Annotated in this window: 20 protein-coding genes; 7 read left to right on the top strand and 13 right to left on the bottom strand. The window is 61.8% G+C overall.

From position 1 onward, the window contains the following. Positions 1 to 132: 132 nt before the first annotated feature. Genes D2N39_RS19520 through D2N39_RS23435 form a run of 5 tightly spaced genes read right to left on the bottom strand, consistent with a single transcriptional unit; the run spans position 133 to position 4013 of the window. Complete coding sequence (locus D2N39_RS19520; protein WP_119136454.1) at positions 133 to 2475, bottom strand: VirB4 family type IV secretion/conjugal transfer ATPase; 2343 nt, start codon at positions 2473 to 2475, stop codon at positions 133 to 135. Continuing rightward, the gene (locus D2N39_RS19515) at positions 2465 to 2731 is read right to left on the bottom strand and encodes a VirB3 family type IV secretion system protein (RefSeq protein WP_119136453.1); all 267 of its coding nucleotides are present in this window, start codon (positions 2729 to 2731) and stop codon (positions 2465 to 2467) included. Before D2N39_RS19515 ends, D2N39_RS19520 begins: the two co-directional genes overlap by 11 nt. Before the next feature lie 15 nt (positions 2732 to 2746). Beyond that, on the bottom strand, positions 2747 to 3046 hold the full coding sequence (locus tag D2N39_RS19510; protein WP_119136452.1) for a TrbC/VirB2 family protein: 300 nt from the start codon (positions 3044 to 3046) through the stop codon (positions 2747 to 2749). A gap of 21 nt (positions 3047 to 3067) precedes the next feature. Further along, positions 3068 to 3691, bottom strand: a complete 624-nt coding sequence (locus D2N39_RS19505; protein WP_233557302.1) for a lytic transglycosylase domain-containing protein — start codon at positions 3689 to 3691, stop codon at positions 3068 to 3070. Continuing rightward, positions 3675 to 4013, bottom strand: a complete 339-nt coding sequence (locus D2N39_RS23435; protein ID WP_233557300.1) for a hypothetical protein — start codon at positions 4011 to 4013, stop codon at positions 3675 to 3677. The genes D2N39_RS19505 and D2N39_RS23435 overlap by 17 nt, the downstream gene beginning before the upstream one ends. Positions 4014 to 4154: 141 nt before the next feature. Between D2N39_RS23435 and D2N39_RS19500 the strand changes: the two genes are divergently transcribed. The 3 genes from D2N39_RS19500 to D2N39_RS19490 all read left to right on the top strand — a co-directional run bounded on the left by D2N39_RS19500 (position 4155) and on the right by D2N39_RS19490 (position 6310). Further along, on the top strand, positions 4155 to 4613 hold the full coding sequence (locus tag D2N39_RS19500) for a hypothetical protein (protein WP_119136450.1): 459 nt from the start codon (positions 4155 to 4157) through the stop codon (positions 4611 to 4613). Continuing rightward, on the top strand, positions 4610 to 5248 hold the full coding sequence (locus tag D2N39_RS19495; protein WP_233557298.1) for a hypothetical protein: 639 nt from the start codon (positions 4610 to 4612) through the stop codon (positions 5246 to 5248). The genes D2N39_RS19500 and D2N39_RS19495 overlap by 4 nt, the downstream gene beginning before the upstream one ends. 216 nt (positions 5249 to 5464) lie before the next feature. After that, on the top strand, positions 5465 to 6310 hold the full coding sequence (locus D2N39_RS19490) for a hypothetical protein (protein ID WP_119136449.1): 846 nt from the start codon (positions 5465 to 5467) through the stop codon (positions 6308 to 6310). Between the two features lie 29 nt (positions 6311 to 6339). On the opposite strand, the gene D2N39_RS19485 is transcribed toward D2N39_RS19490, so the two are convergent. Together D2N39_RS19485 and D2N39_RS19480 are read right to left on the bottom strand one after the other, a co-directional pair. Further along, entirely contained in the window at positions 6340 to 7653 is a 1314-nt protein-coding gene (locus D2N39_RS19485) for a type II toxin-antitoxin system HipA family toxin (protein ID WP_119136448.1), read from the bottom strand. Continuing rightward, the gene (locus tag D2N39_RS19480) at positions 7653 to 7904 is read right to left on the bottom strand and encodes a helix-turn-helix domain-containing protein (RefSeq protein WP_119136447.1); all 252 of its coding nucleotides are present in this window, start codon (positions 7902 to 7904) and stop codon (positions 7653 to 7655) included. Before D2N39_RS19480 ends, D2N39_RS19485 begins: the two co-directional genes overlap by 1 nt. A 277-nt stretch (positions 7905 to 8181) precedes the next feature. Between D2N39_RS19480 and D2N39_RS19475 the strand changes: the two genes are divergently transcribed. Together D2N39_RS19475 and D2N39_RS23605 are read left to right on the top strand one after the other, a co-directional pair. Continuing rightward, positions 8182 to 8502: a hypothetical protein gene (locus tag D2N39_RS19475; protein ID WP_119136446.1), complete on the top strand. Its 321-nt coding sequence runs from the start codon at positions 8182 to 8184 to the stop codon at positions 8500 to 8502. A 39-nt stretch (positions 8503 to 8541) separates the two neighbouring features. Further along, positions 8542 to 8664, top strand: a complete 123-nt coding sequence (locus D2N39_RS23605) for a hypothetical protein (protein WP_257724885.1) — start codon at positions 8542 to 8544, stop codon at positions 8662 to 8664. A gap of 113 nt (positions 8665 to 8777) precedes the next feature. Here D2N39_RS23605 and D2N39_RS19470 read toward each other — a convergent pair whose 3' ends face one another. The 3 genes from D2N39_RS19470 to D2N39_RS19460 form a co-directional block, all read right to left on the bottom strand. Next, a complete protein-coding gene (locus D2N39_RS19470; protein WP_119136445.1) occupies positions 8778 to 9251 on the bottom strand; it encodes a DUF411 domain-containing protein in 474 nt (157 codons plus the stop codon). Positions 9252 to 9332: 81 nt separating this feature from the next. Then, entirely contained in the window at positions 9333 to 9770 is a 438-nt protein-coding gene (gene cueR, locus D2N39_RS19465) for a Cu(I)-responsive transcriptional regulator (protein ID WP_119136444.1), read from the bottom strand. Then, the gene (locus D2N39_RS19460; RefSeq protein WP_119136443.1) at positions 9767 to 12253 is read right to left on the bottom strand and encodes a heavy metal translocating P-type ATPase; all 2487 of its coding nucleotides are present in this window, start codon (positions 12251 to 12253) and stop codon (positions 9767 to 9769) included. The genes cueR and D2N39_RS19460 overlap by 4 nt, the downstream gene beginning before the upstream one ends. Before the next feature lie 160 nt (positions 12254 to 12413). Here D2N39_RS19460 and D2N39_RS19455 point away from each other — a divergent pair, with 160 nt between their 5' ends. Together D2N39_RS19455 and copM are read left to right on the top strand one after the other, a co-directional pair. Further along, positions 12414 to 12602 carry a heavy-metal-associated domain-containing protein gene (locus tag D2N39_RS19455; RefSeq protein ID WP_119136442.1) on the top strand — a complete coding sequence of 63 codons (189 nt, stop codon included), beginning with the start codon at positions 12414 to 12416 and terminating at the stop codon, positions 12600 to 12602. A 137-nt stretch (positions 12603 to 12739) separates the two neighbouring features. After that, entirely contained in the window at positions 12740 to 13042 is a 303-nt protein-coding gene (gene copM, locus D2N39_RS19450) for a CopM family metallochaperone (RefSeq protein ID WP_456071329.1), read from the top strand. 148 nt (positions 13043 to 13190) lie between these two features. Here the strand turns inward: copM and D2N39_RS19445 are convergent, their stop codons facing one another. From D2N39_RS19445 to D2N39_RS19435, 3 genes are read right to left on the bottom strand one after another with little or no spacing between them, the layout of a single operon-like run. Next, a complete protein-coding gene (locus D2N39_RS19445) occupies positions 13191 to 13661 on the bottom strand; it encodes a DUF411 domain-containing protein (protein ID WP_119136441.1) in 471 nt (156 codons plus the stop codon). Between the two features lie 17 nt (positions 13662 to 13678). After that, positions 13679 to 14278 carry an SCO family protein gene (locus D2N39_RS19440; protein ID WP_407645605.1) on the bottom strand — a complete coding sequence of 200 codons (600 nt, stop codon included), beginning with the start codon at positions 14276 to 14278 and terminating at the stop codon, positions 13679 to 13681. Next, positions 14275 to 14748 carry a copper chaperone PCu(A)C gene (locus D2N39_RS19435; RefSeq protein ID WP_119136439.1) on the bottom strand — a complete coding sequence of 158 codons (474 nt, stop codon included), beginning with the start codon at positions 14746 to 14748 and terminating at the stop codon, positions 14275 to 14277. The genes D2N39_RS19440 and D2N39_RS19435 overlap by 4 nt, the downstream gene beginning before the upstream one ends. Positions 14749 to 14751: the final 3 nt, after the last annotated feature.

Here is a 14751-nt window from a genome sequence, read left to right as displayed (position 1 = left end):
GAAGTGGTCACAGTGGATCCAGCGGTGGCCCAGCAATTGGTCTTGGCAATCGGCACACCGGTGCAGCCCGCGAGGGGCGCAAACCCGAGTCCGATAATCAAGGTTATGTAATATATTGATTTCATTGAGCATTCACTCCTTCCAGAATTTGGGCCGATTGGCGTAGTCAGCGCCGAAGGCATTAAGCCCGGCCTGACCACCGCCAAGCGCCGTCAACAGTGGCCCCAGGGCTTTGAGATCGACGTTCAGCACGGTCGAGCTGCGCGGCGTGCGCGACAGCACCATCCGCTGACCTGGGATCGGGCTCAGGACGAAGTCCAGCTCGCCATCAGTCAGCCGGAACCCGTCATAGTCGGCACTGGCCGCTTCGCCGTTCGGGAAGAGAAGCTGGTTTGGCAGCGCTTCCAGGATCGAGCGGGCTTTCGATCCACGGATTTGACTTGGGAACTGCGTCATCATCACCACCACGACGTTCTTCTTGCGAGCGGTCACCAGCCATTCGGCGAGCTTCTTGGCGAAGTACTCGTCGTCGAGGACCTTCCAGGCCTCGTCGATCAAGATCAGCGTCGGGCGTTTTTCCTCGATCAGCATCTCGATGCGGCGGAAGAGATAGCCGAGGATTGCGCTGCGCTCGATATCAAGGTCGAGGATTTCTGTCAGATCGACCGCCGTCACATCATGGCTTGAGAAATCCACCACCGGTTCTTCGGCCTCACCGAAGACCCAGCCGTAGCGACCATCGGGACCCCACTCCCGCAGACGCTGCGCCAGATCGAGGCCGTCGCCGACATCGCCAAACAGCTCCTGAAACGCGCGGAAATTCCGCAAGGACTCCCGAGCCTTGCCGTTCTGGGAAATGGCAGATTTCAGGGCCTCGGACTGCAGCGGCGTCATCGGCCCGCTGCGAGACTCCAGCAGTGCAACCAGCCAATCCAGAAACCACGCCTCGCCACGCTCACCGGATTCAGTCGCAAGCGGGTTCAGCCCAGTCGGACGGCCTGCTCGGATTTCGGCATAGCGGCCGCCAAGGGCGCGCACGGCCATTTTGAGGCCGGCCTCTTTGTCAAAGATGATCGTCCGGCCCCCTGCCCTTTGGGCTTGGGCTGCGAGGAAGGCGACGGTCGTGGTTTTGCCGCCGCCGGATTTGCCGAGAACGAGGGTGTGGCCGTTGGTGGGCTCGGCTTTTGGGTCACCCGGTTCGTGAAAGCTGAACCTGTGCAGCGAGCCTTGCAGCGTCTGAAACAGCGCCAGCGGCGTTTGCCACGGCAGTCGGGCGGCTTCCGTCCCGGTGTCAGCCGCATGCAGCGCCGCCATGTCGGCGAAGTTCAGGGACGAGACCGTCATGTCGCGTGCCCGGTAATCCATATTGCCGGGGTGCATGGCGAAGAAGGCGGCCTCGAGCGCTGTGACCTCTCGGACGAGCCGCATGCCGTTCTGGTGGGCGATACCGCGGATGCGAGCGGCCTCGGTGTCGAGGGCAGCCTGATCCCCGGCAAAGACCGTGATGGTCATCTGGTGGATACCAAACCCGAGCTCTCCGCTTTCGGATTTGTCGGCGGCCTCAAAGAGCTGGGCCTCGATAGTGGCGGCGATGTCCTCTGAGGCCCGCATTTGCGCGACGCGACGTTTCACGCGCTCGGTGATGCTGCCGCGTTCGATGGGCGTGTAGCTGTGGGTGATGATGGTGTCGCGGGACGCGCCCAAAGCATCCAGCATGCCCGGCCAAGTCGAGGTGGCGTAAGATTTGACATAGAGGACGGCACCGACGCGCGGCGTGTCTGCCCCCTCCTCCACGGTGAACTGACCTTTGCCAAAACGGATGGCGGCATCGCTGGCATCTTCAGCGATGATGCCGAAAGCGCTGCGTGATTTGTTGCGGAGTTCGCCCGTCAAAAGCGAGGCGTAGAATCCGATCAGGCTGCCGTCGCTGATCTTGAGTCGGTGGGATTTCACGCCAAGGCCGGTCTCGAGGATCGAGACCACCTCGCGCAACTCTTCGAGGCGCCGGTCGGTGTCCTCGCCCCAAACCTTTGCCGCTGCCTTGCCAAAGAGCGGCACCGCCAAAGGGGCAACCTGCCGCCGAACAACCGTCAGGATCAAAACGGACTCCTGCAGATTGCGGCGCTGCAGTTCACTGCCCCAAGCCCGGTCGATATCGGCGGCAAAGCTTTGGCCGTGGATCGGCTTCAACTGGGCTTGGGCCGGGCGCATCATCCTGTGCAGATAGAAGCTGAACCGCTCGTCAAGCGTGTCGAGAAGATGCGCGAACCCGGCCCGCAGCGCGGTGATCGCCGAAGACCCCGACGTGACACCGTCGATGCCGGTCACCTCGAGCGAAATCATCAAACCGTTGTCGCGGGTGCGTACCACCTCGTCATCCAGCTCGATGACATAAGGCAGATGCGCGTAGATCTTCGGATCCGTCGGGATCAGCGCCCGCGCCCTGCCCCGCAGCCCCTCTTTCTCAAGAAACATGACGCCGCTCCTTCCGCAGGATGGCCATCGGCGTCACCTGCATCATGACAGCAAAGACATGATGTCCGTTCGGGTTCACCTTGGTGGCCACGCGCGCCAGCCCGTACCAGATCGGTGCGGTCAAGAACCACCAGACTGGCTTGAACAAGATGAAGGGCAGCACGGTCATCGCTCCCACTGCCATGGCATAGGGCATCGGCAGGCCAAGAAACTTGGCTTGCCGCGAGAGCCCGAGAATGACCGCGCTTTTCTCCATGGTTCCTGCCCTGCTTCAGCTGAAGGACGAGCGCAGGTTGGCGACGATGGCGGGGCCGGCGAAGACGAGGAAGGCACCGACCACGACCAGTGCCACCCAGGCCCAGGAGATGCGGTTAAAGGCCGCGAGGAACCCGGTCACCACAAAGGCGATGCCGAAGAAGGCTGTCGCAAGGGTGCCCCGGAACGAGGCCAGAACACCGGTCGCGACGGTTTCGGCCTTGGTGAAGACCACCTGCGCCAGCGCAGGCTCCGTCTGCGCCAGAAAAAGGGTGCAAAGGGTCAGGCCCAGAAGAGCCACGTGTTGGTTACGCATGAGGGGTTTATCCTTCCAGGTTCAGAGCTCGGTGAGGATGCGGTCATAGACCGCCATCACCTTCACGATGTGGGATTGGGTCTCGGCATAGGGTGGCACGCCGTCGTATTTGCGCACGGCCTCGGGGCCAGCGTTGTAGGCGGCAAGGGCAAGCTCCAGGCTGCCGAAGGCGGCCATTTGTTCCAGAAGATAGCGCGCGCCCCCGTCGAGGTTTTCGATGGGGTCGGCAGGATCAACATTCAGGTAGTCAGCCGTCCCGGGCATCAGTTGCGCAAGGCCGAGGGCACCTGCATGGCTGATCGCCCCTTGGGTGTAGTTGCTTTCAACCTTGATCATCGCCTGGAAAAAGGCCGACCATTCGGCAGGCGAAAGCTCAAGCCGCGCCAAGGCCGGATGGTCCTGATAGCGGGTGGCAATCAGCCGGATGGACGGCAGGACATCGCGTGGGGCTGTAACCCCTTTGGTGCTGTAGGATACGTCGGCGGCGGCCTCAGCCCCCTCCCCTTCCCGGGTCTCTTGTTCACCCTGATCAGGGCGGAGCGGTACAATCAGCTGCCCCTGACCGTCATAGCGCAGAACAGATGTATCAAGTGCGGCGAGCTGAACGTCACCGCCCTGCCCTTCCGGCTCATTCCAGCGGATCACTTCCGCCTGAGAGGCTCCGCATGCCAGTAGAGACAGCGCCAGCGACAGCAGGCACGTCGAGATGGTCGAGGTTGAGTTTGCCAAAAGCGAGCCCGAACATGCCGATTGGCGAGTTGACAATGCGTTCCCGCGCAAGAGCTGTGACAAGGAGAAAACGCTCGCCCAACGGGCTGACAACATAGAACAGCCATTCCCCCGAGAACCGCTCGTCGGGGTTGGGCGCAGAAACACACTCGATCTCAACAGTCGCTCCTTCGGTAGCGGCCAGCTTGCGGAAGTCACGTTCCAGCAAGACAGGCAATGCGCGCCGTTTGGTATTCATGGGGTCCCCTCGGATCATCTGTTGGGAACGTTGTATCGCAGATTTCTTTGTGATGCGATGCCTAACAGAAAGTATGGCGTATTCAATACAAAAATGACAAACACGATGAAAGAGGGACGCATGACCTAACTTGCGGTTGTTGTGGCCTACGGGCTGAACGGACAGCAGCACCTGTCGGTCCGCCTGAAAATGGAGCTAAAAAATGAGACGCCTTCGTTGAGAAAAGTCCAAGAAATATTGGCGGTTTTGCGGATTCCCGGAGCGAGTTCGTGGGCCGGATTGGCGCTTCCGATGCGCAGACGAGAGCGTCTTCTGGCCGCGTTCGTTGTGACCTCGTTCGTGTGCTCCGCAGTCCTCGCACAACCAGAGGTGATTCGCTGCCTCGCACCAGAAGTGCCGATCACCGACCTGCCCGAGGCGGTTCTCTCCGAATACCGTGCAGAAATCGCGGCCGAGTTCGAGGCGTATTTCGCGGATCTGAGCAACCACATCGCCTGTCTCGACGCTGAACGCAGCCGCGCATTGTCCGAAGCTCACGTGGCCACCGAGACCTATTCAGCCTTCCTCAACATACCCCCAGCCCAGAAGGACCTCCCGTGAAATCTCTTCTCCCTGCCCTGCTCCTTGGTCTTGGCCTCTCTACCGCGACCATCAAACCGGCAGCCGCCTACCCAGTCGATTGTGCGATCCTCTTGTGCCTTGCCGGAGGCTGGCCCGCATCTGCCGAATGCGCCCATGCTCGCGCGGTGTTCATCCGTCGCATCACGCCTTGGCCGATTGAACCGCCGCTGCAGATCTGGAACTGTCCGATGCGGGCGAGTTTCCACGGCGAGGCGAAACCGATTGAGCGCCTGTTCGACATCGCTCTCCGCGGTGGGCCTGTACCGCTCGTCTCGGTCCCGGAAACACCTCTGGCACTTCAGCTTGTCCAGGATCGGGCAGATGTCGATATTTCCGATCCGGCGTTTGACTTCGTCCGCTCGATCCGCGTGTTCGAGATCACCTATCAGCAGCGGCGCAGCTCTGATGGCGACTGCAACAGTTGGGGAACAGTCTACTCGGGAAGTTACGGCGATCAGGGCGACTACAGCCGTCGTCGGAGCAGTGTCTCTGCAGTTCCCACCGCGTCAGACCTCGCCGTGCCGGCGGACTGTCGCAACTATTGGCACCGGTCGGTCTTCGTCGAGTGGCGGGACTATGAAGGCAGCTACGGACACGAAGAGGTTCACTACTGAGAACCTGAACGACCGCCCTCCCTCGAAACGATCGAAAGACCGGATCCCCAGAAACAGAAACGACGCCAGACCATAGGCCCGACGCCGCACTGATTTCCTCGTGGTAGTGGGAATTTAGCGCGAGCTTTGGGTCCGTTCAACCGGCAAATACCTATGCCGGGACGAAATTTTGCACGCCTTACGGTCTGGTGTCTTACCAAGACGGAACGACACATCATGAAACTAACGACCGGCGCCATCCTGCGCCGCATCACCGAAACCCCCCTCTCCACGGCGGCTCATAAGCTCGCGACGATCATCCTCGATGGGATCGCCTGGAAGGACGGTTACAACGGGCTCGAGCGAGGCACGGCCGCGTTCACGCTGGCGCATCTCGCTGGGAAGATGGGGGTTTCGCGGCAGCATCTGTCGGCGCTCCTAGTCGAGCTCGCGGCGTCCAGCCTTGCACTGGTCCGCTGGAAGCGGAACGGCAAGTTCGCGCCCTGGCTCTTCCGCTTTGCAGCCTTTGATCACAACGACGGCCCCCACGATGTCGTGTCAAAGGGAGACGACACATCACTATCTAGAGAAGATTCTCACAAAACTATATTCTCAGGGCATATCAACATCGATGAAGCCCCCAACGTATTCCGAACATGTTGGGCCGAACTGATCAAGGCAGCGAAGACGGCATTGCCATGCTGGAACGTCGACACGCAGGCGATCTGGGAGCGGTTCCTTGCCTTCAACCGTGCTCGCGGCAATGCCCGCGTTCCGGCTGGATACTTGCTCGGCTTCATGCGCCGTTGGCGGACCGGCTCGTCAAGCACGGCTCCGTCGCCCTCAGCAGCGCTGGTGCCGCAGCATCCGGCTGACCCGAAGGCGCAAGAGCTTCACGATCAGATCCGGGCGGCACCAAGCGCCAACCGGCAGTTCCATGCATCGGATCTGTGCCGGCTGATCGGTCAGGCTGCCTATGATGCTCGGGTCGTCGATGTCGTCCGAAAGTTCGGATGTCCCAAGTTCGCTGCAATCCTGGCGGTCCATGGAAGGGCTATATTGGCCGGGGAGATTCCCCGTTGAGGCCAAGGCTTTCTGGATGCGCCAATCGGCTAGTCGGCTGCGGGCCGAAGACGCAGTATCCGTTGTTCAAAGCCTTGCTTCACAGAGGCGAACAGTGCCTCAGGGAAACTGACCGGCATGTCAGCAAGCGCCGTCGCAAATGCGTGCTCCGCTTTCGTGTGGATGTCCGTGAAGATATGCGCGACCTGTTCACGGGAAAACCCGGCAGCCAGACCGGTCTCGACGAAATGGCGACCCTGGATTTCGGAGACCTTGTAGTGGCAGCTTTTCCCGGCACGCATCGCAAGTCTCATGTCCTTGGCCTGAAGCTGCCCGGCATCCAGCGAAGGCTGGACGGTCAACACATCGTAAAGGGGCGTCATGACGAAGCGGCCGCCGGGCATCAGCGCGATGCTGAAGTTCTTGGCATGTCCATCTGTGGCCCCGATCAACCAGAACAGAATGTTGGCCTTCAGGAAGTTCGCCCGGTCGCGCAGCGGCTCGTCACTACCCTGAAGCAGGCCGCAGATCTCAACGATTCCGGGACCGCCCTCGCTCTGGTACTTCCGGGTCGGCGGGACGGATAACGCTTGGCAGCAATCCTCCTGAGGCAGGCGGATCAGCCGACCGTCCCGCGCGCGCAGCCGGTCGAAACGCTCGATGACCAGCACCTTGGTACCTGCGAAAGTGACCATCTCAGTGTGAGCGACGGGCAGGCCGAACGCGGCCATCAGGCTCATGCAGAAATGCTCATTCTCGACGCTGTCGGTCAGATCCATGCCATTAGGCAAAGCGCCGATCGCGGGCTTCAGGATATGGGTGGTTGGCGTCGTGCCGGTTGGCTCAACCCACTGACCATCATGGAACAGAAGTGCGGTCTTTTCCTGTGCGCCAGCGACTGAAATCCGGAAATCCCGCTCGGCCCGGATACCAAGTGGCGTACGGCCAAGATCCTTGAGCATCGCAGCGATCTGGTCGTCGCTCAGCGGCTCTCCCGTTAGCACCCGGTTATCCCCTGGCTCTTCCCCCTCGGCGAGGAATTGCAGCGCGCCGACGCAGTCACGCCCGATCCGGGCCAGAAGGCTGAAGGAATCAACACCATCCGCCCCGACCCGCTCGGCCACACGCCGACGGATATCGTCACTGTCCGGCAGGAGGTTCTCGAAGACAGCTATAACTGGTTGGCCGACATACCGCTCGGCCCGCAGGGGCAAGGAGCGTGAGATCGGCAGGGTGTTTTCCCAAGCCAGCCACTCCGGGGCATAGGTGAAGGAAAAGGCTCCGTCCGGGTCACGGAAATACTGCCCCACCTTGCGGCGGTTCATGTAGACGTCGAGCGGGGCATAGGCGCGCTTGCGCCCCATCAGAAAATGTCCTCAAGATCGCCAAGCGTCATCTTGCTGCGGGGGACGATGTGCAGCTCAAGATCGAGGGCCGCGAGCAGATCGAAGATCGTGTCGACCTTTGCTCCGCTGGCGCTGGTCTCGATGTTGGAGACTGTGCGCTGCCAGATGCCTGCGAGTGTAGCAAGGTCGGCCTGCGTCAAGTTCCGCGCCTTGCGCGCCTTGCGCAAGACGTTGCCGAGATCCTTCGTAGTGCGCGCGATCTGATCCATTTATCTGACCCCTTTAGAGGCAAAATGTTCTCTGGATCATTATTTGTCAATATATCTCTAAGATCATAAACGTTCCCCATGATCCCGAGGTCCTAAATGTCGCCACGATCTGCGGATCATTTTGACGTAGTGGCAGTGTCCAAAACGCCTTTTCTACCGTTGCGGTCTTTCACAGAGGGATTTGGTGACAGTTTCTGCCGCGCAGGTAGTTCGCTTCCCTGCCCGAATGTCAGCTTTGTGAATTGTTTCCGAAGCGGCTTCCGATGACTTTCTATCGATGAACATCGGTCTGATTGCGCATGCGCTGAACTTTTTCGCCCGCGTATTGCGGGCCTGCGCCATCATGGTCGGCCTCGGGCTTGTGATGTTGAGCTCCAACTATTGCCCAACGGGTCAGACCGACTGCGCCATGGCAGGCATGGACATGGAAACCCAAGATGGCGTCTGCGTTTTACCCTGCGGTATTCCATTCCAATACAGCGTTCAGGCCACACCCGCCATTGTCGGCAAGATATCCGTTCTGCCCGTCCCGAAGGTCCCGCGGTTCGCGGGCATCCTGACAGAGCCGGATGTGCCACCCCCCCGATCCCTTGTTTGAGATGACACTCCCAATTCAACCTCATCAAGGAGACCTATGATGAAAACCACACTTGCTGCTGCGGCAGTATTGCTCGCCTTTGGCGGCGCCGCCTTTGCGGCCTCGGATTGCTGCGGTGATCTGATGGCCTGCTGTGCTGCGATGTTCGAGTGCTGCTTCTGATCCGCACTTGACCAAACTAAGGGGAACGCCAGCCTTCGGGTTGGCGTTTTCGTTCCCGAAAGGCCGCTGACAGGTTTCGTTCGGCTTCTTGCCTGCTTCGGACCTGACCGTGTTCAGGCAGCCGGATAGGACGCGAACACATTGGCCGCCCCGTCGCGCCCGATCAGGATCACGTCATAGGCTTCGCGCTGGTCTTCTGGTCCCATTCCGGGTGAGCCAAAGGGCATGCCTGGGACCGACAGACCAATGGCGTCGGGTCTTTCGACCAGCAGTCGGCGGATGTCGGCGGCGGGGACATGGCCCTCGATGACATAGCCAGCGATCCGGCCGGTGTGGCAGGACACAAGGGCATCTGGCACCCCCGCCGTCTGCTTCAGTTCGGCGAGCGCGACATACTCCAGATCCTGTGCCGCGACGGCAAAGCCCGCGTCTTGCAGATGCGCGATCCAGTCGTGACAGCATCCACAGGTGGCCGTCTTGAAGACTTCGATTGTCTCCAGCTCTTGGGCAAATGTCTGGCCGGGCAGAATGCCAAGGCTGATCAGACTGGCGGCCCCGGACAGGACATGGCGGCGATTGAGGGTCATTGGCTCTCTCCAGCGAATGCAATTAGTTGAAAGGAAGTTTGGCCCGCTGCCACTCAAAGGCAAGTGGCTGGGACGTCGCGGTTATCGATTGAAGCCCGGCCCGCTGTGGCAGGCGGGAGCAACGAGTGATTCCTCCCCCTCCAGATCGGCCAGGATCGGGCAATCGGGCCGATCATCGCCGGAACAACCCTGCGCCAGATGGTCAAGCGTTGCGACCATGCTTTCCATCTCCACGATCTTGCGGCGCAGGCCAGCGATCTGGGCCTGTGCCAGTTGCTTGACGTCCGCGCTGTGGCGGCTGCGGTCCCGCCAAAGGGCCAGAAGTTCGCCAATTGCTTCAACCTGAAACCCCAGATCGCGGGCGCGGCGGATGAAGCGCAGCATCTGGACATCGGTGCCGGTATAGGTGCGATAGCCCGATGCGGTGCGCCCGGCTGAAGGGATCAAGCCAGTCTGCTCATAGTAGCGGATCATTTTGGCTGAAACGCCCGAATGCTTGGCGGCTTCTCCGATGTTCATGCCGTTTCTCCGTTGGTTTGCGTTGGCTGGAAGCGGCGCAGGCGCAGGGCATTGCCCAGCACGAACACGCTGGACAGGGCCATGGCCCCCGCCGCAAAGACGGGCGACAGAAGGATGCCAAAGGCTGGATAAAGCGCCCCTGCCGCCACCGGGATCAGGGCCGCGTTATAGACAAAGGCCCAGAACAGGTTCTGCCGGATATTGCCCATCGTCGCCCGGCTGAGGGCGATGGCATCGGGCACGCCGGTCAACCGGCCCGACATCAGCACGACATCCGCCGCCTCGATGGCAATATCGGTGCCCGTGCCGATGGCCAGGCCCACATCCGCCTCGGCCAGAGCTGGAGCATCGTTGATGCCGTCTCCGACGAAGGCCAGCGGACCGTGATCTCTGCGCAGCCGCTGGATTGCCTCGACCTTGCCGCCCGGAAGGACCTCGGCCACGACTGCATCAATGCCCAGTTGGCGGGCGATGGCCTGCGCGGTGCGGGCGTTGTCGCCAGTGATCATCGCTACCTTCAGGCCCAGATCGTGCAAGGCCCTGATAGCCTCCGGGGTGGTCGGCTTGATCGGATCAGCCACGGCCATCATAGCAGCCAGCCGCCCGCCGATGGCCGCATAAAGCGGGGACTTGCCCTCTGTCCCCATTCGCGCGGCCCCTTCAGCAAATGGGGTCACGTCCAGCCCCAAGCGGGCCATGTAGCGGTCCGCGCCAATCTGCACCGGCACTCCGCCCGCCGTCGCGGTCACACCGAACCCAGTTTCCGAGGCAAAGCCGGTCACGGCGGGTAGGGTCACCCCCTCGGCTTCGGCTGCGGCCACGATGGCGCGGGCAATGGGGTGTTCCGATCTGGCCTCGACCGAGGCCACCAACGCGAGCACCTCGGCCCGGTCAAACCCGGGGGCCAGGATCAAGTCGGTCAGCGCAGGCTTGCCCGCCGTCAGCGTTCCGGTCTTGTCGAGTGCCACGACACGGACGGATTGCAGCGCCTGCAACGCCTCGCCCTTGCGGAAAAGCACGCCGAGTTCCGCGCCCCGCCCGGTGCCCACCATGATCGACGTGGGCGTCGCCAGCCCCATCGCGCAGGGGCAGGCGATGATCAGAACCGCCACAGCATTGACCAGACCAAAGGTCAACGCCGGATCGGGACCAAGGATCAGCCAGACGGCAAAGGTCAGCGCGGCCAGCCCCATCACCACCGGCACGAACCACAGGGTGATCCGGTCCACGAGGCCCTGGATGGGCAACTTGCCGCCCTGCGCGGCCTCGACCATGCGGATGATCTGCGCCAGCATCGTCGCCTCGCCCACCGCCGTCGCGCGGAAGGTCAGCGCGCCGGTCTGGTTGACCGTGCCGCCGGTGACCGCAGCCCCTGCGGCCTTGGCGACGGGGGCGGGTTCGCCGGTGATCATGGATTCGTCAATCCAGCTGTCGCCCGCTGTCACTTCACCATCGACCGGCACGCGTTCGCCGGGACGCAGGTCCAGAAGATCGCCTGTCCGCACCTCGGCAATCGGCACCTCGACCACCGTATCACCCCGATGGACACGGGCCATGCGCGGCTGCAAGCCGACCAATCGGCTGATCGCCTGCGACGTGCGGCCCTTGGCTTGCGCCTCCAGAAACCGGCCCAGCAGGATCAGCGTGACGATGACTGCCGCCGCTTCGAAATAGACGTTCACCGTCCCGGGCGGCAGCAGACTTGGAAGGAAGGTCGCCACCACCGAATAGGCAAAGGCCGCCGTTGTGCCCACTGCGACAAGACTGTTCATGTCGGGGGCAAGCCGCCACAGCGCGGGATAGCCCTTGAGATGAAAACGCCGCCCCGGCCCCAGCAGGACCAGCGAGGTCAGCACGAACTGCAGGACCCAGCTTGTCTGCATCCCGATGGTGGTCATGATCAGGTGGTGGATGGGAGCAAAAAGATGCGAGCCCATTTCCAGCGCGAAGACGGGCAGGCTCAGCATTGCCGCAATCATCAGGTCGCGGCGCAACACGGCCTCCTCCACCTCCTTGCGCGCCGCGCCTTCGGCATCGCCCGCGGCCGAGGCTTGAACCAGCCGCGCGCCATAACCGACCGTCTCGACCGCATTTTGCAACAGAGCGGCGTCTGCCGTCCCGGTCACGGTAGCCCGTTCGGTGGCCAGATTGACGTTGGCCGACTGAACGCCCGGCACTGCGGTCAGGGCCCGTTCTACCCGCGCCACACAAGAGGCACAGGTCATGCCTTCGATGGCAATATCCACAGTCTGCGAAGGCACGGTATAGCCCACCCGGTCCACCGCCGCGACCAGAGCCGCGCGGTCAATCGGCGCCGCTGACAAAACTTCCGCCCGTTCCGTTGCCAAATTGACGGTTGCGGACGTGACGCCCGGCACCGCCGTCAGCGCGCGTTCCACCCGTACCACGCAGGAGGCGCAGGTCATGCCATCGACGGGCAGGCTCAAAGTGACGGGGGCCGGTGGGGTAAAGGGAGCGTTCATGGCGACTGTCCTGATCAGAAAAGTGTCGGGTCGCACTCACAGATAGGCCTTCCCATCATTGGAAGGTCAAGCGTCAAATTACACAAAAACGTGCTCTTGACCTTCCAACGCTTGGAAGCCCCATGTCCTATGCATCGAAGTTCAACCCAACGAGGATGCGATGCAGTTCCATATTGAAACAATGACCTGCGGCGGCTGTGCCCGGGGTGTGACCAAGGCGATCCAGAGCGTCGACGCCACCGCAACCGTGCAGGCCGATCCGCCCAACCGCCGTGTGGATGTGACCACCACTGCGCCGCGCGACCGGATCGTCGCCGCCTTGACCGAAGCGGGCTTTGCACCCGCGTAACCGACCCAAAGGAGAAGAAAATGAAAAAGACCGTTCTTGCCCTGACCGCTGCCAGCCTCGTTGTCGCAGGAGGCATTGCCTTTGCCCAGATGGAAGGCATGGACCACGGCAACATGGCCGGCGGATCGATGGAAGGCATGGCCATGATGGACCATTCTACGCTGATCCCGCCCGAGTTTGCCAATGACCCGGCCACGAACGCCTATGCCGACGCCATGGACAAGATGATGGCAGATATGATGGTGCCCTATACCGGCAATCCGGACGTGGATTTCATGGTGGGGATGATCCCGCATCACGAAGCCGCCGTCGCAATGGCGCGTGTGGCACTGGAACATGGCACCGACCCCGAAGTGCGCGCCCTGGCCGAGGAGGTCATCGCGGCCCAAGAGCGCGAGATTGCACAGATGAAAGCCTGGCTGGCCGCACGCGGTCAGTAAGGGATTGAGCGCAGAGGGCTGTCTTCCATGGCCCTCTGCCCTTGCTCGCATCCTGAAGCGGACGCCGGTTCGGCATGCTCGCCGCTGACTGGTCGAGCAACTAGGATGAGAGCCTCCGGTCGGTCCCGCCCACTCGCCCGGAAAGCATTCAAGCTTCGGGATAAGACGTGAATACCGAGGTCGTCCCGTCGCGCGCGATCAGGAAAACCTCATAAGCATCGCGGTCAGTCTCATCCCCCATGCCCGGAGAGCCATATGGCATGCCGGGCACCACAAGGCCGATGGCATCCGGGCGATCCTCCAGCAGGCGGCGGATGTCAGCCGCTGGAACATGACCCTCGATCATGTAACCGTCGATCTTGCCGGTGTGGCACGAGGTCATGCGCTGCGGAATGCCGTTGTCGAGTTTGTAGTTGATCAGCAGCATTCCGTAGAGTTCTTCCTCGTTGACGGTGAACCCTTCCGAGCGAAGGTGTTCCACCCAAGCCGAGCAGCACTCACAGCCCGCGCCCTTGGCGACGTGGATCGGCGGCAGGGTTTCGGCGTGAAGCGGCAAGGCCGAGACCAGACCGAGCGACGCGGTCGATATGAGAAGGTTTCGACGGCTCAGTTGCGGCATGTGAAAGCTCCAGGTCTTCAGGTCAGGATGCGGCGGATTTTCGGGATGGCGAACCGGCGGTCTTCATGAAAGTCGATGATCGACGTGAATTGGCCGTCAGCGGCAAAGAGAAAGACACCGGCCGTGTGGTTCATCGTGTAGTCGCCGTCTCGCGGTAGTTTCTCAAATGTCGCCCGGAAGTCAGCGGCGGCCTTTTCGAGCCCGGTCAGCCGACCTGTCAGCCCAACGATGCGCGGATCGAAGTTCGACAGATATTCGGCCAGAATGGTGGGCGTATCGCGTTCGGGATCGACAGAAATCAGGGCCACGTTCAGCCGGTCAGCCTCTGGACCAAGGTCGGCCAGCCAGTCCGAGATGTCGGACAGGGTGGTCGGGCAGACGTCGGGACAGAAGGTGAACCCGAAAAACACCATCGTCGGACGGCCAAGCCACTGTGAAGGTGCAAAGGGCTGACCGTTGTGATCCGTCAGCCTGAAGGACATGTCCCTGATTGGGATTGGCAGCAGATCTCGTCCCGTCATTGGTTGCCCCCCGGAGCGCCACCAGCCGAGAGTCAGCATGAAGCCCGCCGCCCCAACGGCCAATGACGCCCCTGTCAGGACCTGGCGCCGGTTCACGGTTGCGCGTTAGGGCACTCAGCCTCCTTGGCCCCCATGCCCAACACTTCAACGGTCACCGTCACGTCGCCTGCGGTCTCGAACGTCAGGGTCAGCGGAAAGGAATCTCCCTTCTTCAACGCCTGCGTCAACCCCATAAGCATGCCGTGAAACCCACCGGGTGCCAGCGCCGCCGTCTGGCCCGCAGGCACGGGCATCGACATGGTATGCGGCATCGAGGCGATGCCATCGCTCACAACGGTTTCATGCAGCATCGGCATCCCGGCAATGGGCGTCGCCACCCCGATGAGCGCATCATCAGTGCTGCCGGTATTGCGAATGCTCAGGTAGACGACGCCGGGTCGATCCGCACCAATCGTGGCGCGGGACCAGGCGTGTTCAACCTCGATATCGCCGACGCGTACAGTTTCGCATGCCAGGGCGGGCATCGCCGCGAAGACTACGAGGGTTGCAAGGATCACGCGCTTCATGGG

Source organism: Gemmobacter lutimaris (genome assembly GCF_003570715.1).
Classification (GTDB): Bacteria; Pseudomonadota; Alphaproteobacteria; order Rhodobacterales; family Rhodobacteraceae; genus Gemmobacter; species Gemmobacter lutimaris.
The sequence above is the reverse complement of the archived record's forward strand: the minus strand, read 5'-3'. Positions and strand labels throughout refer to the sequence as shown.

Bases quoted from the DNA above. Each gene is read 5' to 3' on its own strand.
- D2N39_RS19520 (WP_119136454.1), bottom strand. From the start codon at position 2,475: ATGTTTCTTGAGAAAGAGGGGCTGCGGGGCAGGGCGCGGGCGCTGATC.
- D2N39_RS19515 (WP_119136453.1), bottom strand. From the start codon at position 2,731: ATGGAGAAAAGCGCGGTCATTCTCGGGCTCTCGCGGCAAGCCAAGTTT.
- D2N39_RS19510 (WP_119136452.1), bottom strand. From the start codon at position 3,046: ATGCGTAACCAACACGTGGCTCTTCTGGGCCTGACCCTTTGCACCCTT.
- D2N39_RS23435 (WP_233557300.1), bottom strand. From the start codon at position 4,013: ATGAATACCAAACGGCGCGCATTGCCTGTCTTGCTGGAACGTGACTTC.
- D2N39_RS19490 (WP_119136449.1), top strand. From the start codon at position 5,465: ATGAAACTAACGACCGGCGCCATCCTGCGCCGCATCACCGAAACCCCC.
- D2N39_RS19485 (WP_119136448.1), bottom strand. From the start codon at position 7,653: ATGGGGCGCAAGCGCGCCTATGCCCCGCTCGACGTCTACATGAACCGC.
- D2N39_RS19480 (WP_119136447.1), bottom strand. From the start codon at position 7,904: ATGGATCAGATCGCGCGCACTACGAAGGATCTCGGCAACGTCTTGCGC.
- D2N39_RS19475 (WP_119136446.1), top strand. From the start codon at position 8,182: ATGAACATCGGTCTGATTGCGCATGCGCTGAACTTTTTCGCCCGCGTA.
- D2N39_RS23605 (WP_257724885.1), top strand. From the start codon at position 8,542: ATGAAAACCACACTTGCTGCTGCGGCAGTATTGCTCGCCTTTGGCGGC.
- D2N39_RS19470 (WP_119136445.1), bottom strand. From the start codon at position 9,251: ATGACCCTCAATCGCCGCCATGTCCTGTCCGGGGCCGCCAGTCTGATC.
- cueR (WP_119136444.1), bottom strand. From the start codon at position 9,770: ATGAACATCGGAGAAGCCGCCAAGCATTCGGGCGTTTCAGCCAAAATG.
- D2N39_RS19460 (WP_119136443.1), bottom strand. From the start codon at position 12,253: ATGAACGCTCCCTTTACCCCACCGGCCCCCGTCACTTTGAGCCTGCCC.
- D2N39_RS19455 (WP_119136442.1), top strand. From the start codon at position 12,414: ATGCAGTTCCATATTGAAACAATGACCTGCGGCGGCTGTGCCCGGGGT.
- copM (WP_456071329.1), top strand. From the start codon at position 12,740: ATGGCCATGATGGACCATTCTACGCTGATCCCGCCCGAGTTTGCCAAT.
- D2N39_RS19445 (WP_119136441.1), bottom strand. From the start codon at position 13,661: ATGCCGCAACTGAGCCGTCGAAACCTTCTCATATCGACCGCGTCGCTC.
- D2N39_RS19435 (WP_119136439.1), bottom strand. From the start codon at position 14,748: ATGAAGCGCGTGATCCTTGCAACCCTCGTAGTCTTCGCGGCGATGCCC.